The organism is Pedobacter miscanthi, assembly GCF_003315595.1.
Taxonomy (GTDB): domain Bacteria; phylum Bacteroidota; class Bacteroidia; order Sphingobacteriales; family Sphingobacteriaceae; genus Pedobacter; species Pedobacter miscanthi.
The window spans coordinates 325,218-347,676 of the sequence record NZ_QNQU01000003.1 but is presented as its reverse complement, the minus strand read 5'-3'; the positions used below and the strand labels follow the sequence as shown (position 1 = coordinate 347,676).

The window sequence follows — 22,459 nt, the reverse complement described above, 5'->3', positions numbered from 1 at the left end:
CGAAGGGTTTAGCGCTAAGCGCATGGCGTTAGGCGCTGAAAGACAAAGTTCGAAAGCATAAACATAAAAATCCCGTAAGAAATCATCTTACGGGATTTTTTTATGCCTGAACCCATAGGCTCAAGACTGAGGACTCTGGACTAAACGCCCGTCCATTTTTTTAACACCGCTTTCTGTGCTGGTGTTGCATTTTCGCTAACGGTTGCTTTTAAGCGTACGTTCGGGTTTTCTTTTAAGGTTAAAGAAATTTCTTTTTCAAGGCCATCGCGTTTAACTTTTAATTTCAATATATCGCCAATATTCTTTTTACCAACCAAAGGAATTACATCCAAAGAAATCAGCGGGCTTTTTAACCTCACGGTTGATAATGCATCGCTCAATGATGTATCGTCCAAACTCAAGATGATATCGTTCACGTTTAATCCACTAGTCCAGGCTGCAGAATTTCTTGTTGTCGAAGTAATCACTAAACCATCATTGGTTAACTGTCCGGAAGCTCCTGTAACCGGTTTGCCTGGCGTAGCATTTTCTGTAGCAACATCTACCCCTGCATAACCAAAGTATTTTACATATTCAACATCATCTACACCATTAACATATTTTGCCCAGAAACCTGTAAAACTGATACCCGATATTTTCTCAACCATTGCTTTAAACTCCGCATCGGTATAGCCACGTTTCAACGTTTTGCATTGCAAATACATGGCTTTCATTACATCATCCAAACTTTTAGCACCTTTTGTGGCGTTAATAATTTCTAAATCCATTAAAATACCAATTACCTCACCTTTATTGTAGTATGAGATCGAATTGTTTTTTGAATTCTCGTTCGGACGATAGCCGATAATCCATGCATCGTAACTTGATGAAGCTGCCGATTGATATTTGGCACCAGGTGTATTTAAAACGGTACCTACACCGTTGGCAAGATCTTTCAAAAACTCATTTACATCCGTAAAACCGGCCCTGTGGATGTATTTATTCTCGTAGTACGAAGTAAATCCTTCAGCTACCCAAAGATTGGTGGTATAATTCTCATTATCATAATCAAATGGACCTAATGCTACCGGGCGTAAACGTTTAACATTCCAAAGGTGATGATATTCATGCGCCACCAGGCTCAAAAAGCCCTTATAACCTTCGGCTGTATTGTAAGCATTTCTGCTTGCGCCCAAAGTAGTAGAGTTTAAGTGTTCTAAACCGCCGCCGCCTTTTAAAAAGTTATGTACAATAAAAACATAATGTTTATTTGGGTTTTCACCATAAACTTCAGTTTCTTTTTCTACAATTTTGGCCATATCTACCTTAAGTTTTTCCTTATCGTAGTTACCACCACCATACATGGCTACTTCGTGACGAACGCCTGCCGCGTTAAATTCGAAAACATCCTGGTTACCTACCTCGATAGGGCTGTCATATAAAATATCGAAATCGGTAGCTTTATAGGTAAACTGTTCTCCCGCAACCGGCGTTAAACCGGTTGAAACTTTGCTCCAGGTATTAAAAGGAATAATTTTTACGGTACTTGGCGATTTGATCATACCATCAGGGTGCATAAAAATGCCTGTTGGTGATAAAAATGCATGCGACTCATCAATAAACGGCGTACGCACCGAAATTTCGAATGCATAAACACGGTAATTGATCTGGATATTGGCTGCCTTTGCAGAAAAAATCCTCCAGGTATTTTTTCTTACTTTTTCTACTCTAACCGTTTTTCCTGCTGCTGTAGCTTTAAATTCTTCTACACTTTTTTCAAACTCACGTACCAGATAAGAACCTGGCGTCCATACCGGCATTTTTACATCTACATAATCTTTTGCCAAGCCAGAAATATTCATCTGCACTTCGGCATAATGTGCCTGTGGTTCTTTAAAAGAAACCTCAAAGCCTATTTTTACCTGCGCCTTCGCTGCCATAATACACGTTAGTAGTAAAACTAAACTTAAAATTGATTTTTTATTAAACATATTCACTGTGTTTTGCCACAAATTTATATTTATTGATGAGGTTTTGGAACAAAATAGCTAATTGTGGTGTAAAATAGTTGTTTCTGTTGAACTGGCGTTTTGCGCCGGGCGATTGGCGGAAAGCAAAGGACTGTGGCACTGAAGCCCTATTAGACATCAAATTATTGATTATTGTGGAGAAATAGACTTATTATTTTGCGGTTTGACTGTGAACATCGGACCTCCAACTTCAGACTAAAATCAGTAACATCCTTAATACAACAAATTTAGGACTAAACTATTTGAATATTTTTACGCTCTAATTCTGGAACATTAATCTTATTTTAATAACCGGAATACGCACGACACAAATATAAACATGAAGAAAAGGTATATTATCTATGCTGTTTTAGCCATAGGCCTGGCTTATTTAGTCTATTACAGAATTAATGCTAACAAAAAACTCGAGGGTAAAGGCGGGGCATCTGCAGGGGCAGGAAAAGGAAAATCAGGAGGTAAAGATGGTAAATCGGCACCACTGGTTGTTGATGGTATTGTGGTAAAAACAACATCGTTTGATAACGACCTCGAAGTTACCGGTGCCATTGATGCCAACGAATCTGTTGTACTTAAAAGTGAAGTATCGGGTTTGGTAACAGGTATTTTTTTCCAGGAAGGAACAAATGTAAGCAAAGGAAGTGTACTGGTAAAAGTAAACGACAGGGATATCCAGGCACAATTGCAGGACGCATTAACGAAACAAAAACTTTCGGCTACAAACGAAAACCGCGCAAAACAACTTTTGGCTAAAGGCGCTATCAGTCAGGAAGAATACGATACTTCGTTAGCCGATTTAAGATCGTTGCAGGCACAGGCTCAATTAATCAGGGCACAGCTGGCCAAAACCACTATACGCGCTCCTTTTAGCGGACGTGTAGGTTTACGCAGCATTTCGGCAGGAACTTATTTAACGCCGGCCACGGTTATCGCTAATCTGGTAAGTACCAATCCGGTTAAAATTACTTTTTCTGTTCCGGAGAAATATGCCGGACAAATTAAAATGAATTCCGAGATTTCCTTTACTACCGATGGTTCTTCAAAACAGAATAAAGGAAAGGTGTATGCCATAGAGCCCGGCATCAATGCCACAACACGTACCTTACAAATCAGGGCTTTGGCTCCAAATGCCGATAATGCATTGTTACCTGGTTCGTTTGCCAAAATTAAACTGGCTTTAAAAACCCTTCAAAATGCGATCCTTATCCCCAACGAAGCGGTTGTTCCGGTTTTAAAAGGTAAAATCGTATACATCCAGAAAGACGGAAAAGCGCAGGAAGTTAAAGTTGAAGCAGGAACCCGTACCGACGAAAACATTGTAATTACTTCAGGGTTAAAAGTTGGCGACACGGTTTTAACAACCGGATCGATGGCTTTGAAGAAAGATGCTCCTGTAAAAGTTCATTTGGTTAAAGAATAATTATGAGTATCTCAACCACGAGTATAAAAAGGCCGGTTCTGGCCATAGTGATGAACTTATTGATTGTCCTTTTCGGGATAATCGGCTATACGTTTCTGGGGGTGCGCGAGTACCCTTCTATTGATCCAACGGTGGTTTCGGTAAGAACATCTTATCCGGGAGCAAATTCGGATATTATCGAATCGCAGATTACCGAACCTTTAGAGAAATCGATCAATGCCATTGATGGGATCAGGAATATTTCTTCATCGAGTAACCAGGGTACCAGTAACATCACCATCGAGTTTAACCTCGATAAAAATATTGAAGAAGCAGCGAACGATGTACGCGATAAGGTATCGCAGGCCGCCCGTACACTGCCAAAAGATATCGACGGTTTACCGGTAGTAAGTAAGGCCGATGCCAACTCGGATCCGATTTTATCCATGACGATCCAGAGTGATAAACGCAATACTTTGGCTTTAAGTGATTACGCCGAAAACGTAATTGCCGACCGTATCCAGACCATTCCCGGTGTAAGTAGTGTACAAATCCAGGGGCAAAGGAAATATGCCATGCGTATCTGGATGGATCCGAATAAATTAAGTGCTTATGGATTAACCTCGCAGGATATTGTTACCGCACTGGATAACGAAAACGTTGAGCTTCCATCAGGAAAAATTACCGGGGCAACCACAGAGTTAACAGTAAAAACCTTGGGAAAACTAACCGATGAAAACCAGTTTAATAACCTGATCCTGAAGTCAGACAGCAACCAGGTAGTTAAATTAAAAGATGTTGGCTACGCAGTACTAGGGCCTGAGAACGAAGAAACCATTTTACGCGAATCAGGCAAACCAATGGTGGCTATTGCCATTATTCCACAGCCGGGGGCCAATTACCTCGATATCAGTAAAGAATTTTACAAACGTTTCGATAAGCTAAAAGCCGATATTCCGCAGGATATTAAGTTAAAGGTTGCTTTAGATAATACCCTTTTTATCAAACGTTCGGTAACAGAAGTAGCCGAAACCATCGGTTTATCATTGGTATTGGTAATCCTGATCATTTACCTTTTCTTTAGGGATTGGGCCATCGCATTCAGGCCGCTGATTGATATTCCGGTATCGCTGATTTTTACTTTTTTTATCATGTACGCCTTTGGTTTCTCGATAAACGTATTGAGTTTACTGGCCATTGTACTGGCTACCGGTTTGGTGGTGGATGATGGTATTGTGGTAACCGAAAACATCTTTAAAAAGGTGGAGGAAGGCATGTCACCATTTGAGGCCGCCATTAAAGGATCGAACGAAATCTTTTTTGCGGTAATTTCCATTTCCATTACCCTTGCTGCGGTATTTTTACCGGTAATTTTCTTACAGGGCTTTGTGGGCCGCTTGTTTAGGGAGTTTGGGGTAGTAATAGGCGCTGCCGTACTGGTATCGGCCTTTGTATCGTTAACTTTAACGCCAATGTTGAATGCCTATTTAATGAAAAAAGGCGGACATAAACCTTCGAGATTTTACAACTGGACGGAGCCTTACTTTGTGAAGCTAAACGATGCATACGAATCGAACCTGAATAAGTTTTTAGATAAAAGATGGCTTTCCATTCCCATTATTCTGGTATGTATGGGCTTAATCTTTCTCTTCTGGAAAATATTACCAAAAGAAACAGCCCCTTATGATGACAGAAGTGCGATAAACATCAACGTAACAACGCCAGAAGGTGCATCTTTTACCTATACCGATCAGTTTATCATGAAACTGAACCAATTGGTAATCGATTCGGTTCCTGAAAAAAATGTAAATATTACCATTACTTCACCAGGTTTTGGTGGTTCTGGTTCTGTAAACTCAGGTTTTGTAAGGATGGGTTTAATTGATCCCGAAGAACGCGAACGTTCGCAAAAGGATATTGCCGATATGCTTACCCGGGTAACCAAAAAATATACCGAAGGTAAAACCATCGTTAACCAGCAGCCTACCATTTCGGTGGGGCGCCGTGGAGGTTTGCCCATCAGTTATATCATCCAGGCACAGAATTTCGAAAAGCTCAGGGAGAAAATTCCTTTGTTTATGGATGCTGTATCAAAAGATCCAACTTTTACCGTTTCGGATGTGAACCTAAAATTTAACAAACCCGAAATTAACCTGACCATCGACCGCGATAAGGCAAAAAATCTTGGTGTTTCCATTTCAGCGATAGCCCAAACCCTAAATCTGGGCCTAAGCGGACAAAGGTTCTCCTATTTCTTTATGAATGGAAAACAGTACCAGGTAATTGGTCAGTTCGATCGTGGCGACAGGAAAGATCCGTTGGATTTAAGCTCAGTTTATGTACGTAACGATAAAGGCGAACTGATCCAATTGGATAACGTGGTTACTGCAAAAGAAGAAAGCAGTCCGCCACAGTTATACAGGAACAACCGTTTTATCGCAGCCACGGTTTCTGCCGGTTTAGCCCCCGGGAAAAGTATCGGCGAAGGTATAGATGCGATGGATGCCATTTCTAAAAAAGTGCTGGACGAAACCTTTTCTACCGATTTAAGCGGAGAATCAAGGGATTTTAAAGAAAGTTCGTCAAACACCTTTTTTGCCTTTGGTTTAGCCCTCCTGCTCGTTTATTTAATCCTTTCGGCACAGTTTGAGAGTTTTAAAGATCCGATTATTATTATTTTAACAGTACCAATGGCTGTTGCCGGGGCCTTTCTGTCACTGTGGTTATGTGGTCAGAGCTGGAATATTTTCAGCCAGATCGGAACTATCATGCTCATTGGCTTAGTTACCAAAAACGGTATCCTGATTGTTGAATTTGCCAACCAGCTGAAAGAAAAAGGCATCGCTATTCCTGAAGCCATCCGCGAAGCTGCTGTTTCGCGTTTGCGTCCAATTTTAATGACCAGTTTGGCCATTGCCATTGGAGCCCTACCTATCGCCCTGGCCTTAGGTGCCGCTGCAAAAAGCAGAATGAGTATGGGAACCGTAATTGTTGGCGGAACATTATTCTCGTTGGTTTTAACCTTATTTGTAATCCCGGCCATTTACTCATATTGGGCAAAACCATACAAACCGAATAAAGAATTAAAAGAAGCCCATCGTTTTGAACAGGAAGCTTTACACACAGAAGAATAAGATGAGCAAGAAATTTAAAATATTGATCCTGTTGGTAAGCCTGTCGCTTTCGGGCTTTGCGCAAGAGAAATTAAGCTTACAAGAGGCCATTACCATAGCCTTACAGAATAACTACGATATTAAGATCAGCAAAAATCAGATCGATATTGCAAAAAACAATGCAAATATCGGTAACGCAGGAATGTTGCCCAATTTAACCGGAAATTATACCAATGGCGGAAGTATCCAGAATACCAGGCAAACCCCTGCAACAGGGCCGGATAGGGTGATTACCGGCGCAAAAAGCACCAACAACAGCTATGGTGCTGATTTAAACTGGACCATTTTTGACGGTTTTAGCATGTTCGCCAATTACGATCGTTTAAAAGAACTGCAAAAACAGGGCGAGCTTAACTCTCGTTTAACCATTTTAACTACTGTTGCCGATGTAATTACGGCTTATTATGATGTGGTGAGGCAGCAACAACTGCTAATCGCGGCTGATAGTGCCATGGATGTTTCTGTTTTGCGTACCAATATTGCCAAAACCAAATTACAGCTTGGCCGGGGTTCGAAACTGGATGTACTTACTGCGCAGGTTGATTATAATGCAGATACCTCGAGTTATTTGCAAACCAAAAACACATTGCAGGTGGCCAAAGTTCGTTTAAACCAGTTGATGGTGAGGGATATTGGTACAACATTTACGGTTGATAGCAATATTGATGTAGATAAAGGAATCTTATTTAGCAAAATGGCCGAATTAGCCGAACAACAGAACCCGAACGTACAAAATGCTTTTATTAACCAACGTATTGCAGCCTTAAATTTAAAATCTATCCGTGGTGCAAGGTATCCGGCAATCAGCTTAAATTCGGGCTATAGCAGGGCAAATAGCACCAGCCCTACAGGTTTTAACCAGAAATTTGCGGCCAACGGGTTTACTTATGGTGTAACCGCCAGTATCAACCTATTCAATGGCTTTCTACAAAGGCAAAACGAGCGTAATGCAAAAATTGAAATCGATAATTCGGCCCTCACCTTAAATAAAACCAAACTCGATGTCAACTCGCAATTGCTTACTGCTTATCAAAACTATAGCACTTACCTTGATCTGATCAAATTAGAACAGCGGAACGTAGATATTGCGAAAGAAAATCTCGATATCACTTTAGCGAAATACCGTTTAGGCAGTATCGCCCCCCTAGAATTGAGGGAGGCACAACGCAATGCCATTGATGCGCAGAACCGTTTTATCGAAATGCAATACCAGGCCAAAATAGCTGAAACCAACTTAAAAGCAATTAGTGGGAATATAGATTTGGGGAAATAGTTTATTGGGTTAACTGGTTAATTGTTTAAACCGGTTAATCGTCAGGAACTGGTTTATTGGTTCATTAGCGATTCGTTCATTGGGTAGCATGGGTGTAAAATCTTTGAGTAACTGCCTACTGTTAACAGATTACTATTTAACATCACACATAAAAATCCGTTTTGTGCCTTCGTGCCTCTGTGGTAAAACGTTTAGGCTAAATTTATCCAGTGTAATCTTTCTCCAATTCAACACTAAAACGATTTAATATTGGTAACGAAATTATTTCAAGTATAAAATTCTGTAATTAATTTTTATATTTAATCCATGATACTTGTTGCAGATAGTGGCTCATCGAAAACGGATTGGATGGGCTATCACAATGGCGAAACCATTAAATTTAGCACACCAGGGATAAATCCTTATTTTTTGAGTGAGCAGGAAATTACTAAACTGATTACCAAAAACGAATCCCTAATCCAATATGCCAGTGATGTTAGGGAAATTTACTTCTTTGGCGCTGGTTGCTCCTCGCCCGATAAACATGAAGTAGTTTCGAACGGCTTATCAGCGGTTTTTGAAAACGCTTTCATCTCTGTAGATCATGATCTTTTAGGTTCAGTATATGCCACCTGCGGCAATGCAGAAGGCCTGAACTGCATCTTAGGTACCGGATCAAACATCTGCTATTTTGATGGAAAAAAAATCCATGATGGCCATCATGGCCTGGGTTATGTACTGGGCGACGAAGGTTCGGGAACTTTCTTCGGAAAAAAGGTACTTTTAAGCTATTTATATAACAAAATGCCTGCTAATTTAGCAGCAGAATTTAAAAAAGCTTTTCCGGCAGAAAAGGAACAGATCATCACCAACGTTTACCAGAAACCTTTCCCAAATATCTATCTTGCAGGATTCAGCCGTTTTATGGCCAGTCATAAAGACCATCCTTTTATACAGGATATCCTCCGTACCGGCTTTCAGGAATTTGTTGATACCAACATTAAAGATTATCCCAAACACAAAAACGTTCCATGCCATTTTGTAGGTTCAATCGCCTATTATTATCAGGATTCGCTGGTTTCGGTATTATTGGAAAATGGTATCGAGCCCGGAAAAATACTCCAGAAACCTATTGAGGAACTTTTCAGTTTCATTTTACAAAAAGAAGGCATTGTGCAACAGGCCAGTTAAACCTATTTTGCTTCGGTTATAAATTTATTGTTAAAATATTCTTAAGATTGTAAACATAACAACATAACTATTGTTATAATTTTATAGCATATAAATTGCTGACGTATATGAAGAGAATACTGGTTGTAGATGATGATATTGAGGTTTTAGAAACCATACAATTGATATTGGAAATTGGAGGCTTTAAAGTCTCGGCACTTAGTGATGGTGAGGAAATTTTCAACAGGATTGAAAGTTTTAACCCGGATCTTATATTACTTGATATTTCCCTGGGCCATATCGATGGGCGCGTGTTATGCGAGCAGTTAAAATCGATCGAGAGCACTTCTAAAATTCCGATTTTACTGATCTCGGGTTTATACGACCCAAAAGATTTTACCACATTGAATTATGGTCAGGACGATTTCCTTTCGAAGCCTTTCCAGATGGATGTGCTGCTAAAAAAGATTTCAAAAATCCTGTCACTTGAAGAGGACAAACCAAGTTTTCACTTGAATTAATTTCAGTCCGATCAAAAATATTCAGCCAGAAAGACCTTAAATCTCTCTGGCTTTTTTATTTTTATAGTTTATCTACTTTTAAAAACCAATATGATAGCACCAAGTGAAACATGGTTAAAAACCTGGAACGAAAAACGTAATTTATTAGCCTGCCCCAACAACCTTAACGATTATTTTGAAGAAACCGAGGTAGCCGGCAAAGAGATCGATCATCTCGAACTGGGCAGCGTATCTATCCCAACTGGAGAAATTCTGGTTCGCGATCCATTGGTTTATATCCGGAAAGATGCTGAGCCATATATCATAAAAGTACCTACCGGCGAATTTCCGGTTACTGCTGCTGTAGTAGTGCCCGATGATGAAGATTGTGCACGTTATGCAGCGGTAAAAGTGCAGTTTACTGCTTATGATGCGGTAAGGTTCGAAGAAGCATTAATTGGCACAGAAGATCTGGTTGATTTTAACGAGGGCGAATTTTTCGGGTTCAATGTAGATGCAGGCCTTGGCTGTGTGCTGGATAGTGAAACACTAAAACATTTCTGTGCTTTCCAGGATAAGTTTCATAGTGAAAATCCGGGTAAAAACCTTTACGATGATTATTTCGCAGTTCTTTTTGCCGCCAACTATGCCGAAAATCCAATTTATCAACGCGAAGCCGGCGACTGGATCAACTGGAAAATCCCCGAAACCGATTACCATATACCGTTTTTTCAAAGTGGCTTTGGGGATGGTACCTACCCTGTTTATTATGGTTTTGATGCTGCAGGTAATGTATGCTCACTGATTATCCAGTTTATTGATATCGAACTGGCTTACGGGGAGGAAAGTTAAGCTTATTGAGAAGTTTTATTGGTGGTTTGTGGAGACACAGACCACAGGGCAGAATGGATCCTGAAACAAGTTCAGGATGAAGCCCGGAGAAAAACCTTTCATCCATCATCCATTTTCCATATCACCTATATTGTACTGTCATTTTGTCAAATAAATTCTTTTGGAACAGCGCTTGATGTGCGTGATGTAGTTTTAAACAATTTATTTACGTATGAGCATACAGGAAAAAGGAAATATCTCGATACATACCGAGAACATCTTCCCGATAATTAAGAAGTTTTTATACTCTGATAACGAAATTTTTCTTCGTGAATTGGTTTCTAACGCAGTAGATGCGGTTCAAAAAATCAAAAGACTAGGTTCATTAGGTCAGTTTAACGGCGAAGTTGGTACCCCATTGGTACAGGTGGCAGTTGATAAAGACGCAAAAACCATTACCATTAGCGATAACGGTTTGGGTATGACTGCCGAAGAAATCAAAAAATACATTAACCAGGTTGCATTTTCTGGCGCAAGCGAGTTTGTAGAGAAATTTAAAGATGCTAAAGATGCCAACGAAATCATCGGTAAATTTGGTTTGGGTTTCTATTCGGCCTTTATGGTGGCTGATTTAGTTGAAATTCAGACTTTATCATACCAAGATGGCGCTGAACCTGCACGTTGGGTTTGCGATGGAAGCACCGAATTCGAAATTACCGAAGGTACCAGAACTACACGCGGTACCGATATCATCCTTCACGTAAACAAAGATTCGGAAGAGTTTTTAGAAGAAAGCAAACTTCAGGGCATCCTTGATAAATATGCTAAATTCTTACCTGTTCCGATTAAATTCGGTACCAAAACAGAATCTGTTGAAGATGGTGTTGATGAAGAAGGTAAGGCAAAATATAATGATGTTGAAGTTGATAATATCATCAATACCACTAACCCGATCTGGACTAAAGCTCCTGCAGATTTGTCAGATGAGGATTATTTAAGCTTTTACCGCGAATTATATCCGTTTAGTGAAGAACCTTTATTCTGGATCCACCTGAATGTTGATTACCCGTTCAATTTAACCGGTGTACTGTATTTCCCTAAGTTGAAAAACGACTTCGAAATGCAGCGTAACAAAATTAAGCTTTACTCGCGTCAGGTTTTCATTACCGACGAGGTTAAAGACATTGTACCTGAGTTTTTGATGTTATTACACGGTGTAATCGATTCGCCGGATATTCCGTTAAACGTTTCGCGTAGTTTCTTACAGGCCGACAGCAATGTTAAAAAGATCAACAACTACATTACCAAAAAGGTTGCCGATAAATTAGCAGAACTATTTGCTAAAGACCGTAAAGCATACGAAGACAAATGGAAAGACATTGGTTTATTTGTAAAATACGGTATGATCAGCGAAGAGAAGTTTTATGATAAAGCCAAAGATTTTGCGTTGGTTGGAAACACTAAAAACGAACTTTTCACCTTACCTGAATACAAGGAAAAAGTTTCGCCGTTACAAACCGATAAAAATGGCACCGTGGTTTATCTATATACCAACGATGCTGCTAAACAGGATGCTTTTATCCAGTCGGCCAATAAAAAAGACTACGATGTGCTCGTATTGGATTCGCCAATCGATAATCACTTTATCAATCAGTTAGAGCAAAAACTGGAAAAAACATCTATCAAACGGGTTGATTCGAGCGTTGCCGACAAATTAATTGAAAAAGACGAGCAAAATGAACACGTATTAAGCGAAGATCAGGTAAAAGAAGTAACAAGCATTTTCGAAAAAGCCATTACCAAACCAGGTATGCATGTAGAAATTGTGGCCTTAAATCCTGAAGAATTGCCTGTAACCATTACCATGGACGAGTTTATGCGCCGTATGAAAGATATGGCTGCAATGGGTGGCGGAATGAATTTTTATGGTCAGATGCCAGACAACTACAAAGTAGCCATTAACGGAAACCATAAGCTGATCAGCAAGATCTTAAAATCAGATGAGGCAGAACAAAGCACGTTAGCCAAACAAGCGGTAGATTTAGCGTTGTTGGCCCAGGGCATGTTAACCGGAGCAGAACTAACTGCTTTTGTAAGCAGAAGCGTTGAACTGATCTAATCAGAAAATAATATAATCATTTACAGAGGATGTTCGGAGAAATCTGGACATCCTTTTTGCGTTTGGAGCGGAGCGGAGAGCGGAGAGCGTTTGGCGTTTGGCGTTTGGCGCGGAGCGGAGAGCGTTTGGCGGAGAGCATGGAGCAGCGTGTGCTAAGCGTTGGCGTAAAAAATTGCGCACAAAAAAAGTCCTGATTTTTACAACCAGGACTTTTTCGGAATTTCGGGAACCTATTAGGTTGAAATTAATATTTTTAGCTTGCTAAAGGATTGCTTTTAGCATCTACATTGAAGTAATCTTTATGTTCTTCGATCATTTTTGCAATGGTAGCTGCTTTGGTATCGGTAATTTTGAATTCGAAAGCAGGCTCCTGGTTTTTCTTAGATCTTACCATTTTCTCTGTATAGAAACGGTAAACCAAACCGTTGGTTAATAAACCATATTTAGCTTTAGTTTTGCGGAAATACTTAGATAAACGCGAATCATGGATATCTAAGTTATCATCATGGTGCTTGCACTCTACCAAAATAGTTGGTTCACCATCTTTCATAATGGTATAATCCACTTTTTTGCTTTTTTTAACCCCAAAATCTAATACAGCTTCAGATTGAACCTCAGATGGGTCGAATCCTAAGATCTGGATAAATGGCATTACCAAAGCATTCCTTGTTAAATCTTCAGATTGAACTTGTGGAAGCATTTTTTTGATTCTTACGGCAAATTGCCCTATTTCGTCTTTCAATTCCATGTTATATCTTGTTAGGTTTTAGTTTTTCAAATTGTATTGGTTAAATACCGAATTTGCAGTGATGATAATCTGATCTAAACTTTGTTTATCAAAGAAATTTCTGTTCAACATATCAACCATATAGGTTAATTTATTGATATCAGCTGTTTTCATGCTAAACTGAAAGCTTTTTAAACCGTCTTTAATGGCTTGTTGAACATAGTTACGAACAACCAAAAAAGATTTTCTGAATGCATAATCACTGTCTAGTTTTCCGTTTACAAGGCCCGGAGTATCCAGGTTACTGTATTCGTTCTGCATTCTCTGGTACATATCAGAGTTGATTCCCTGGCTTTTAAGAATCCCCTTGTAGTAAATTTTGTTAAGTAAGTACTCGTATTCGTTGTGTTTCATTTTGGAGGTAGATAGATGTAGGGGAAATAATTCTTGTTTTTCGGTATTTTTTTCTTTTTAAGTTTTCAATTCAATCTTTAAACCCAGTTTTGTATGGCCTGTTTATATTTTTTATCCACAGGCTACACAATATTGGGCAGGTAGATGTTTTTTTAATTAATCCGGGATTTAACTCCCTGATTGTTTTGTTTTTGGCAAACAGTTTAAAGATTACAAAAAGAAGTTGACGGGATAAGTTTTTTACACGAACCCGGCAGAATTTTACACGAAACCAGTAGGTTTTTTAGATAAACCCAGAGTTGAAGATTTTTTTAGCCCATTTGCTAAATCAATGCATTTTTATTTAACTTGCATTCAAATCAAAACAAACCTATTTAAAATCATGAATCTAAAATGCGTTGTTATAGACGATGAGCAACATGCAATTGAGGTGTTAACTGACCACATTGCAGAAATGCCGGGGCTAACAATATTTAAGACCTTTACCAGCCCGGTGCAGGCACTTACGGAAATAAAAATCGACGATGAAATTGATTTATTATTTATGGATATTGATATGCCTGGTATAAATGGCCTCGAACTAGCCAAAAACATCAGGGAAAAAGCAAAATATCTGATTTTTACTACTGCTCATCCTGATTATGCCTTACAGGCTTTTGATGTACAATCAGACCAGTATTTACTAAAACCAATTTCCTTTGCAAAATTTGCTTTGGGGATTGACCGGATTTTAAAGAAAGAAGCGCTAAATAATAAGGCTTCAGCCCCTAAAGAACCCGAGCAAGTTGCTGCACTTTATATTAAAGGCGATCACAAATATGCTTTTTCTAACATCGCGATAGATGAAATACTCTATATTAAGGCTTTACAAAACTATATCCAGATTATAACCAAAAATGAAACCCATACAACCTACCTTACACTTAAGGAGATTGAGAAAGCTTTGGAAACCCATGCTTTTATAAGGGTTAACAAATCGAATATTGTGGCTAAATCGGCAATTAAAAAGGTTGATGGAAATATAATCCGTTTAGTAAATAATGAGATGATCCAGATTGGCGAAGGTTACAAAGATGCTTTTTTCGCCTATGTACAGAGCAGTTTACTAAAATCAAACAGAAATCAATAGTAGATTAGATTACGTCGATCCAGCTGGTCATTACCACAGTATGACTTTGATCGCCTGTTGGTGTAGTTTGATAGTTATTTTGAACTTTGATGCTTTTGTAAACAAAAACAGTTTTTTTAGAAAGTTTAGCTGAAGTATTTTGAATTTTCATGATATGAATGTTAAATATAAGGTTTTTAAATATTTGATTTTACAATTAGATTACATCAATCCAGCTAGTCATTACTATAGTATGGCTTTGATCTCCGGTTGGAGTGGTTTCGTAGCTGTTTTGAGTCTTGATACTTTTATAAACGAAAACAGTTTTTTTAGAAAGTTTAGTTGAAGTAGTTGTGTGTTGAGCTTTCATGATATGATGTATTTTAATTTTTTAATTATCGTTGTTATTAATTTCTGTAAAGATGCACCGCAAAATCAATCATCACCACTTTTTTACACAAACCCCTAATTTTAGAAGATAAAAACCCTATTTCAATAGATATAAAGCGAAAAAATGACTTTTTCAACCCTCAAAACATTATATAAAAAATATAAACTTCACCTATTCATCTGGAGTATTTACATCATTTATGAAGTATTTATTTTAGGTTTTACATCTAAACAGTTTAAACCGGCAGGTATATATCTTCTTATCTATATCACAAATATTTCGACCTTTTATACGCATGCCTTTTTATTGAATAAGGTGTTAAATAACAAAAATCAATCTTTCAGGTTCGTTAAGATTTCTTTATTGATACTGATTATGTCTGCAGCTTATATTGCATTTAGCTTTATACTGGTTTTGGCATTTGAAAAAATCAGACTCATCGAATTTGACATGGCAAATTTTGACTCACGTAACTTTATTCTTTCTTGCTTATACCGATCACTTTACTATATTGGTTTTGCAACAGGTTATGTTTATCTGATCAAATCATTTCAGGATCAAAAGAAAGTAGAAGCGCTTGAAAGACAGAATTTGGTTACCCAGATCGAAAAACAAGCTTTGGAAAACGACCTGGTTCAATCGCAGAACAATTATCTGCGCAGTCAGATCAATCCACACTTTCTATTTAATACTTTAAACTTTATTTATAACGACGCCCGTAAAAAAGCCCCCATGGCAGCAGATGCAATTATGAATCTTGCTGAAATGATGCGCTATGCCTTAAAACGCCCTGAGGCATCAGAAATGGTTCCTTTAAGCGAAGAAATTGAGCAGATTGAACACCTGATCAATCTTCATAAACTCCGAACGGCTAACACGATTAATCTGGAACTTGAAGTAAATGGAGATTTATTTGGATTAAGGTTCCCACCTCTTATCTTATTAACTCTTGTAGAAAACATATTTAAGCACGGAAATGTTTCGCATTCTACACAGCCTGCGCTGATTAATATTACTTACGAAAATGATAAGCTGAATATCAAAACCATCAACATGATTAATGATAATAAGGGCAAACAAACCGAAAGTCATCATGTAGGCATCGAAAACATTGGTAAACGCCTGAGCAATTTTTACGGCAGCGAATATGTTTTCAGGTATTTTAAAGATCCGCTTAACCGCTACATTACCGAAATTGAGGTAACTGTAGTTAACCCAATGGCCAGGCTAAACCGCTAAGCATTTATTGCATTTTGCCTCTGGATATCTTTTAACAAAAAGTAGTACATCACCATTTCGTGTGTACGCTGATCTCTGTTAAAAAGCCTGTTTACATGCATGTGCATTAAATTGCTAAACAGTTTAACACGGTTTTCTGGTTTTTCGCGCTGAAGAATATTGATAAATGACATTGCAAACGCTTCTAATTTTTGTGCCTGAACAGGGTTTAGCGCATTAAATTCTGCATTTCTAAACTGCTGATATTGGTTGTTGAGCTGTTTAAAATCTGCAGCGTCCAGCTGGTGCTCCTGATTAAAGGAATCGGAAATCGACCTGATGATTTTAACCGCAGCCTGTTTTCCGAATACCCCTGCCTTAACAATTTGTGATGCCAGAATACTGCAAAGCCGGTATTTCTCGAAATAATCGGGCTGTGTTTCGAAAAGGGAGAGTACATAATCACTATCTACTGAAAAGTGCTGTTCAACACTTTCGATCATATCGTGGCCATAACGCTCGAGTTCGCGTTTATAAGTTTTAATCTGTACATCAGATACCAGTCCGGAGTTGACAAACACGGTCAATTCATCCATCAGGCCTGATGTTAACGCCTGTACTTGAGACTTGTTATTTAACTGCAGCCTGAACCGAATGTGGTTTCCATTTTCATTGTAGCGGATAAAAAACCATGAATTTATATCATCTTGGTAATTTTCTAAGAAAGATGCAATTACTTCGGCCAAAATCTGGTCGGAACGTTGTTGATGGCAATAAATTTCGAAATAAAGCCACTCTGATCCCGGCAAGAAATAACGGGTTACCTGAGCTGGTGCTTCTTCGGGCATTAAAGCTTTATATATTTTCTCCTGATGGTTGATGCTTAAAATAAACTGTGCAAAATAAGGTCTCCCTTCCTCATCTATCACCTGGCTATCGACAGGAATGATCACTTCTTCTATATATAATGAACTTTGTTTTTGCATATACTGAAGAAAGGCATTCAGGTCTTCATCATTGTGCAGGGCAAAACAGAGGGTTTGATCGGATACGCCTGCTTTAAAATAATTGCCCACACCAATTTCTACGAGGTGGGCACGGCAAAGCTCGGGAGATAAGAACTTTTTATCCTTATCCAGAAGATTCTCTTTTCTGATCTTCCATTTACAGTTGCTTAATACGATATTCTGGTATTGTAAACGCGGATAATAATCCAGATCGGGGAACAAGGTATCGAGCGGGATAGAAAGGCTGGCCTGTAAACCCTGGTGCTGTAAATCGCATAAAAGCCTGAATACGGATAAATCGGAACGTGAATAATTATAAGCAGAAGCCAACCGGGGCATCAAACGTTTATTTAAACGTTTACTCCGCAGCACTACTTCATTTCCCACAACCGAAAGATGGATATCATTTAAGGTGAGCGGATGCTCAGAAGTGTCAAAATTTAAGATGGATAGCTGATGCCCGTAGAGTAACTTACGTCGGTTTACATTATCTATATTGGTTTCTACCATATAGGCCACATCAAAAAACAGCACATCCGGATTGGCGGCCTGTTCGGCATCGGCTATGCTTTTGGCATAATTCTCTACAGCTTCATCAGCCATGGTAAACCTTCCGGTTAAGGCATTAGAAGTTACACCGCCAATCTGTTCGGCAAAAATAAGTCCGTCGGTTACCGACATAATCATGCTAAAGGAATTGGGTAGCGGTTTTGTATTTTCGGATGGTTTTATGGTAAGTTTATTCAATAATAAGGATTTACCTTTTTCGAAATTTTGTGGAGAAAGGAGATCCTTAAATACTGATTTAATATTTCCGTTGCTGTTTTCAGATTTGTCTGACTTGTTTTTGAGTTTGTAGATAAAATCGTCGTTTTCGCCGGCCTGTTCGAGTTCATCATAGCCAATGCCCATTTCAGGATCGAGTGCAAATAAAAGCGGTACTTCCTGCTCTTCGAATTTCTTTTTAAACCTGTTTATAAACTGACTTAGGGCTTCGCGGTTATTATCAGGTAAAATACCGTGCAGCAAGTTAACCATGTTGGGTATAGCCTGAAGCAATTGTTCGTTTAAATGGCCGCTCTGCACTGTTCTTTGCGCAATCAGGTATTTTGGCAAATCATTTGTGTTGCTAACCCCGATTCTTTCGAAATAATCTTTTCCAATGATATTAGGATCGTAACTGGTAAAAATGAGCTGCAGATCGTGCATATCCTGCAGCAGCGAAAATAAGTGATCTGTTTCGCCATCTTTTAAATTTAATGCACAAACGAGATCATTAACAGTAATGGGTTTTAAACATAAATTCAGTATCTGTTTTACAAATTCATCTTCATCAAGCTCTGCAAGCTCAAAAACGCCATCGGTACAGGCAATATAACGGATGCTACCGGGTGTAAAATAATAGCTGCTATTGCTAAACAGCAAACAGTTTTTTTGAAGCAGACCGGCTAATGGAAGCCGGATATTGTTTTTGTAGGGCCAATCTACCAGTTCACGGATTTTTTGTTCCCCAGAAATTACAATTTTGCTTTCTGAGGGTTTAATGCCATTGTTAAGCAAGCTAAAACCTGCAAATATCCCATAAGGGGTAGAACGGAATTTTGCCCGGTTAAAATATTTCCAGATGGTAAAATAAACCTTTGGTGGCAGATCTTTTAATTCGCCGGCACTTACATCTTTTATGGTTTCGTAAAAAGAAGCTGAGGATAGGGAAATCGCTATTTTTAATTCCTCCCAGCAATCGGCAATTTCCGATTGGTATGAAAATTTAGGTGTTCTAAAAATTACACTTGGTTGGATATTCAGCTTCATTGGATTTAAATTTTGTTCGGTCTGTAATGCTACTAACCGAGGCGTGGTGAAAATTACAAAGATTAATTTAAAAACAATGAACAGTTTTCCAGTTGACAATTTTCCACGGCCTTATTGGTTCGTGGAGACACGAACCGACGCGTATGGGAATGGGATTGCCCCCCGACCAACGCAAAAACAAAAAAGCCACCTTCTAAAAAAGAAGATGGCTTTACCGGGATGTTAATTGTATTTTATTTTTTGGTTACTTTAAATTCAGTTCTTCTGTTTTTGGCCCTACCGGCTGGATTATCTTTTTTCTTGCGTTTAACGATGATCTCGTTTGGTGCAATAGGCATCGATTCGCCATAACCTTTAGAAGTCATTCTGGCTGCTGCAATTCCTTTACTTTCCAGATAGTCGGTACACGATTTAGCCCTTCTGTTTGACAAATCAAGGTTGTATTCGTCTGTACCAATGTTATCGGTATGAGAGCCCAGTTCGATTTCCATTTCAGGGTTATCTTCCATAATCGGGATCAGGAAGTCTAATACTTTTTTAGATGGTTCAGTTAATTCGGCACTGTTAAATTCGTAATATACGTTATCCAATGCAATAGGAATACCCAGTTTGAAAGGACTTAAACAGTAATCTTTGTAAATCAGTGTATCTGCTTTTGCTAACTCTTCGTAAGGATAATTTTTGGTAACCGCGAAGTAATTATCTTTTGCGAAAAGCAATTTAATCGGTCTTTTCGAATCTATTTTAAACCTGTAAATACCATCGTTACCAGTGGTTACTTTTTGCGAACCTTCTGCATTGCTAAGTGTAACAGATGCACCGGCCAAAGGTAACTTGGTTTTACAATCGGTTAAAAGACCAGCAATAGAAAGGTATTCTTTTTTCACTTCGAAAATCTCCAAACAGCATGACGATTCGCGATCGGAGCTGATGTAACCTTTTGTTCCCCTATCATCGGTTGCAGTAAAGTAAACATCATCTTTTGAAGAGTTAAACGGATAACCCAGATTTTTCGGGGTAGTCCAGCTTACCAGGTCGCCTTCTGATTCGAAGAAATCTAATCCGCCAAAACCTGTTCTGCCATCGGTGCTGAACAATAATTTTTTGGTTAGGGTATTGTAATAAGGTGCGCGTTCGTCATTTTCGGTATTAATGGTTGAACCAAAGTTTACCGCCTGACCCAATGAACCATCTGAACGGATGGCGCAATACCATAAGTCGAATTTGCCATAACCTCCAGTCCTATCGGACGAGAACAGCAGGAATTTACCATCACTGGTTATGAATGGCTGCGAAGAGTTAAAATCTTTACTGTTTACCTGCAAGCCAACCGGTTGCGGATCTGACCATTTATCGCTCACTTTTTTAGAGCTGTAAATCGCATATTTTTCTTTATCCTTCCAAACGGTAAAATAAACGGTATTGCCATCAGGAGTAAATGCAGGCGCAGCAATCTCTGTGCCTTTAGGGAAATTAATATCCAGTTTTTTAACTGCAATATCGCCCGAAGTTAAATCGCCTTTGGCCGAATAAATGTTGTTGATAAAAGGATTGGCTTTGGTTGCTACCTGAACTTCAGTTCCGGCATCTGTTTTAACCATATCTTTTTTGCTGCCAACAAAAACAGGGCGTGATGAGGTAAAATACAGTTCGTTGTTCAATTTAACAGCAGCATAGTTAGATCCTAATCCATTTACATTGGCAGGTACCTTTTTAACCTGCACCATACGTGGAAAACGCATTTCTTCCATTGCAAATTTGCAGGATTCGATTTCTTTTTGAGCATCTTTAACCAATGGATCGCCGCTATTTTTCTGGATAAACTGTTGAAAAGCATCAATAGCCAGATCGAATTTTTTATTTGCCCTTAAACTCTGTCCATAATAAAACAAAGCTTTTCTGAAACGGGTATTGGTAAAGCTAATTGCCAGGCCATAATATTTTTCGGCTTCGTTAAATTCCCTGTACAACCTGCTCGATTCGGCAAGGTTATATACAGATCCTTCATAATCCTCTATCGCTTTAGTATCAGAGGCTGATTTTCTGTCCCCTCCGTAAGGTAATAAGGCCTGGGTACTGTCGCCAGTAATTTTTAAGGCTTTTTTATAAAAAGTTGACGCCGCGTAATAGTCCTTATTTTCGAAGTAGGTGTCTGCAACTTTTTTATAGTTTACCACATACTGAGCGTTAGCAAAACCGCCAAATGCCACTAATAAAATGAGTAATATTTTTTTCATCTTGATGAGGTTTTTTTCAATGGTGATGAAACGATCATGATTAAGAGATTATGATCGTTTCATCAGAATAATTATAAGCGTGGACAAAAGAAATTTGGACCAATAATTCCGTTTCGGCCTATTAGTGATACTGAAAGCTCTAAACCACCATTGCTGTTCGATGCCCTGTTGAAGGTAGAGGTATTAATATCATAACTTAATCCGAAAACCATATTTTTTAGCTGCAGGCCAACAAAGGCTATGGCAGCATCTTTATTACGGTAGTTACCACCAAACAAAATGTTTGCCGATGGATTAACATTAAGCTGGGCATAGGCACCTATTGAAACTTCGTTGGTATTACCCTGCGACATAAATAAGGCATTGGGAACAATATCCAATAATTGCGAAGCTTTGATCCTTGCGCCTCCATGAGCCGTAAAGCGAACAGGGATACGTGAGTTTGTACCCGAGAAACGATCCATAGGGCGTGTAAGGTGGGCTGCACTTGCACCTAAAAATATGTTTACGTTTTTGTTAGGATTACCATCGAAAAACATCACACCGGCATTTACATCAGGTACCAATGATGATTGCGAAGACAGTGTTTCGCCACTCATCATCCCGCCATCATAACCTGTAACCGGATTAAACTGGTTACCAAATCTGGCCTGCGAGAAATCGAAACTGCGGTTGATGATACCGGCCTGTAAACCGAAGCTCACCATCTGCAAACCTTCGGCACCAAACCTTAAACGGTACGAACCGGATACCAGGGCCGACAGGTAGTTAAAATCAAGCTCCCCTGCCCTCTGGTTTAAAATGGTTGCACCAAATGCGAAGTTCTTTTTCGGCGCCATATCGAAAGATGCACCACCGGTTAAGAATGAGCTGTTAAGTGCACTCCACTGCTGTTTAAAGTTTACTGTTGCACGGTAATCGCCATCGATAACCCCCGTTAAAGCCGGGTTAAGGTATAAGGGGTTGGCATAGTATTGCGAAAAGTGCGGATCAGTTTGTGCAAAGGACTTAGCTGTACACAGCAGTAAACCTAGTACCCCAACATATATTTTTAAAGCCGATAGTATTTTCATGGTCTTTGATTTTATCTGTTTA

17 protein-coding genes are annotated in these 22,459 nt (G+C 39.0%); 9 read left to right on the top strand and 8 right to left on the bottom strand.

Annotation, left to right across the window (positions count from 1 at the left end; genetic code table 11):
• Nucleotides 1–140: 140 nt before the first annotated feature.
• The gene (locus tag DRW42_RS05155) at nt 141–1,970 is read right to left on the bottom strand and encodes a M61 family metallopeptidase (protein WP_113947756.1); all 1,830 of its coding nucleotides are present in this window, start codon (nt 1,968–1,970) and stop codon (nt 141–143) included.
• A 358-nt stretch (nt 1,971–2,328) separates the two neighbouring features.
• Between DRW42_RS05155 and DRW42_RS05150 the strand changes: the two genes are divergently transcribed.
• From DRW42_RS05150 to htpG, 7 genes are all read left to right on the top strand, one after another.
• A complete protein-coding gene (locus DRW42_RS05150; protein ID WP_113947755.1) occupies nt 2,329–3,426 on the top strand; it encodes an efflux RND transporter periplasmic adaptor subunit in 1,098 nt (365 codons plus the stop codon).
• 2 nt (nt 3,427–3,428) lie between these two features.
• Entirely contained in the window at nt 3,429–6,539 is a 3,111-nt protein-coding gene (locus tag DRW42_RS05145; RefSeq protein WP_113947754.1) for an efflux RND transporter permease subunit, read from the top strand.
• 1 nt (nt 6,540) lies between these two features.
• On the top strand, nt 6,541–7,851 hold the full coding sequence (locus DRW42_RS05140; protein ID WP_113947753.1) for a TolC family protein: 1,311 nt from the start codon (nt 6,541–6,543) through the stop codon (nt 7,849–7,851).
• A gap of 306 nt (nt 7,852–8,157) precedes the next feature.
• Nucleotides 8,158–9,021, top strand: a complete 864-nt coding sequence (locus DRW42_RS05135) for an N-acetylglucosamine kinase (protein WP_244215190.1) — start codon at nt 8,158–8,160, stop codon at nt 9,019–9,021.
• 107 nt (nt 9,022–9,128) lie between these two features.
• Nucleotides 9,129–9,521 (top strand): response regulator, encoded by a 393-nt coding sequence (locus tag DRW42_RS05130; protein WP_113947752.1) that lies wholly within the window; start codon nt 9,129–9,131, stop codon nt 9,519–9,521.
• A 90-nt stretch (nt 9,522–9,611) separates the two neighbouring features.
• Nucleotides 9,612–10,352 (top strand): DUF4241 domain-containing protein, encoded by a 741-nt coding sequence (locus DRW42_RS05125; RefSeq protein WP_113947751.1) that lies wholly within the window; start codon nt 9,612–9,614, stop codon nt 10,350–10,352.
• Between the two features lie 211 nt (nt 10,353–10,563).
• Nucleotides 10,564–12,450 (top strand): molecular chaperone HtpG, encoded by a 1,887-nt coding sequence (gene htpG, locus DRW42_RS05120; RefSeq protein WP_208643499.1) that lies wholly within the window; start codon nt 10,564–10,566, stop codon nt 12,448–12,450.
• A gap of 253 nt (nt 12,451–12,703) precedes the next feature.
• On the opposite strand, the gene DRW42_RS05115 is transcribed toward htpG, so the two are convergent.
• Both DRW42_RS05115 and DRW42_RS05110 read right to left on the bottom strand, forming a co-directional pair.
• A complete protein-coding gene (locus DRW42_RS05115; RefSeq protein WP_113947750.1) occupies nt 12,704–13,198 on the bottom strand; it encodes a type I restriction enzyme HsdR N-terminal domain-containing protein in 495 nt (164 codons plus the stop codon).
• Nucleotides 13,199–13,216: 18 nt separating this feature from the next.
• A complete protein-coding gene (locus tag DRW42_RS05110; protein WP_113947749.1) occupies nt 13,217–13,591 on the bottom strand; it encodes a hypothetical protein in 375 nt (124 codons plus the stop codon).
• Between the two features lie 382 nt (nt 13,592–13,973).
• Between DRW42_RS05110 and DRW42_RS05105 the strand changes: the two genes are divergently transcribed.
• A complete protein-coding gene (locus DRW42_RS05105) occupies nt 13,974–14,720 on the top strand; it encodes a LytR/AlgR family response regulator transcription factor (RefSeq protein ID WP_158544280.1) in 747 nt (248 codons plus the stop codon).
• A gap of 4 nt (nt 14,721–14,724) precedes the next feature.
• Here DRW42_RS05105 and DRW42_RS28695 read toward each other — a convergent pair whose 3' ends face one another.
• The gene (locus DRW42_RS28695; RefSeq protein WP_158544279.1) at nt 14,725–14,871 is read right to left on the bottom strand and encodes a hypothetical protein; all 147 of its coding nucleotides are present in this window, start codon (nt 14,869–14,871) and stop codon (nt 14,725–14,727) included.
• Nucleotides 14,872–14,916: 45 nt separating this feature from the next.
• A complete protein-coding gene (locus tag DRW42_RS28690) occupies nt 14,917–15,069 on the bottom strand; it encodes a hypothetical protein (RefSeq protein WP_158544278.1) in 153 nt (50 codons plus the stop codon).
• A 144-nt stretch (nt 15,070–15,213) separates the two neighbouring features.
• Here DRW42_RS28690 and DRW42_RS05100 point away from each other — a divergent pair, with 144 nt between their 5' ends.
• Nucleotides 15,214–16,329 carry a sensor histidine kinase gene (locus DRW42_RS05100; protein ID WP_113947747.1) on the top strand — a complete coding sequence of 372 codons (1,116 nt, stop codon included), beginning with the start codon at nt 15,214–15,216 and terminating at the stop codon, nt 16,327–16,329.
• Here DRW42_RS05100 and DRW42_RS05095 read toward each other — a convergent pair.
• The 3 genes from DRW42_RS05095 to DRW42_RS05085 form a co-directional block, all read right to left on the bottom strand.
• The gene (locus tag DRW42_RS05095) at nt 16,326–19,127 is read right to left on the bottom strand and encodes a lantibiotic dehydratase (RefSeq protein WP_147243666.1); all 2,802 of its coding nucleotides are present in this window, start codon (nt 19,125–19,127) and stop codon (nt 16,326–16,328) included. The genes DRW42_RS05100 and DRW42_RS05095 overlap by 4 nt on opposite strands.
• 233 nt (nt 19,128–19,360) lie before the next feature.
• Entirely contained in the window at nt 19,361–21,364 is a 2,004-nt protein-coding gene (locus tag DRW42_RS05090) for an OmpA family protein (protein ID WP_113947745.1), read from the bottom strand.
• A gap of 71 nt (nt 21,365–21,435) precedes the next feature.
• The gene (locus DRW42_RS05085; RefSeq protein WP_113947744.1) at nt 21,436–22,437 is read right to left on the bottom strand and encodes a PorP/SprF family type IX secretion system membrane protein; all 1,002 of its coding nucleotides are present in this window, start codon (nt 22,435–22,437) and stop codon (nt 21,436–21,438) included.
• Nucleotides 22,438–22,459: the final 22 nt, after the last annotated feature.

Bases quoted from the DNA above. Each gene is read 5' to 3' on its own strand.
- DRW42_RS28695 (WP_158544279.1), bottom strand. From the start codon at position 14,871: ATGAAAATTCAAAATACTTCAGCTAAACTTTCTAAAAAAACTGTTTTT.
- DRW42_RS05090 (WP_113947745.1), bottom strand. From the start codon at position 21,364: ATGAAAAAAATATTACTCATTTTATTAGTGGCATTTGGCGGTTTTGCT.
- DRW42_RS05140 (WP_113947753.1), top strand. From the start codon at position 6,541: ATGAGCAAGAAATTTAAAATATTGATCCTGTTGGTAAGCCTGTCGCTT.
- DRW42_RS05130 (WP_113947752.1), top strand. From the start codon at position 9,129: ATGAAGAGAATACTGGTTGTAGATGATGATATTGAGGTTTTAGAAACC.
- DRW42_RS05110 (WP_113947749.1), bottom strand. From the start codon at position 13,591: ATGAAACACAACGAATACGAGTACTTACTTAACAAAATTTACTACAAG.
- DRW42_RS05095 (WP_147243666.1), bottom strand. From the start codon at position 19,127: ATGAAGCTGAATATCCAACCAAGTGTAATTTTTAGAACACCTAAATTT.
- DRW42_RS05085 (WP_113947744.1), bottom strand. From the start codon at position 22,437: ATGAAAATACTATCGGCTTTAAAAATATATGTTGGGGTACTAGGTTTA.
- DRW42_RS05135 (WP_244215190.1), top strand. From the start codon at position 8,158: ATGATACTTGTTGCAGATAGTGGCTCATCGAAAACGGATTGGATGGGC.
- DRW42_RS05145 (WP_113947754.1), top strand. From the start codon at position 3,429: ATGAGTATCTCAACCACGAGTATAAAAAGGCCGGTTCTGGCCATAGTG.
- DRW42_RS05105 (WP_158544280.1), top strand. From the start codon at position 13,974: ATGAATCTAAAATGCGTTGTTATAGACGATGAGCAACATGCAATTGAG.
- DRW42_RS05100 (WP_113947747.1), top strand. From the start codon at position 15,214: ATGACTTTTTCAACCCTCAAAACATTATATAAAAAATATAAACTTCAC.
- DRW42_RS28690 (WP_158544278.1), bottom strand. From the start codon at position 15,069: ATGAAAGCTCAACACACAACTACTTCAACTAAACTTTCTAAAAAAACT.
- DRW42_RS05155 (WP_113947756.1), bottom strand. From the start codon at position 1,970: ATGTTTAATAAAAAATCAATTTTAAGTTTAGTTTTACTACTAACGTGT.
- DRW42_RS05115 (WP_113947750.1), bottom strand. From the start codon at position 13,198: ATGGAATTGAAAGACGAAATAGGGCAATTTGCCGTAAGAATCAAAAAA.
- DRW42_RS05150 (WP_113947755.1), top strand. From the start codon at position 2,329: ATGAAGAAAAGGTATATTATCTATGCTGTTTTAGCCATAGGCCTGGCT.
- htpG (WP_208643499.1), top strand. From the start codon at position 10,564: ATGAGCATACAGGAAAAAGGAAATATCTCGATACATACCGAGAACATC.
- DRW42_RS05125 (WP_113947751.1), top strand. From the start codon at position 9,612: ATGATAGCACCAAGTGAAACATGGTTAAAAACCTGGAACGAAAAACGT.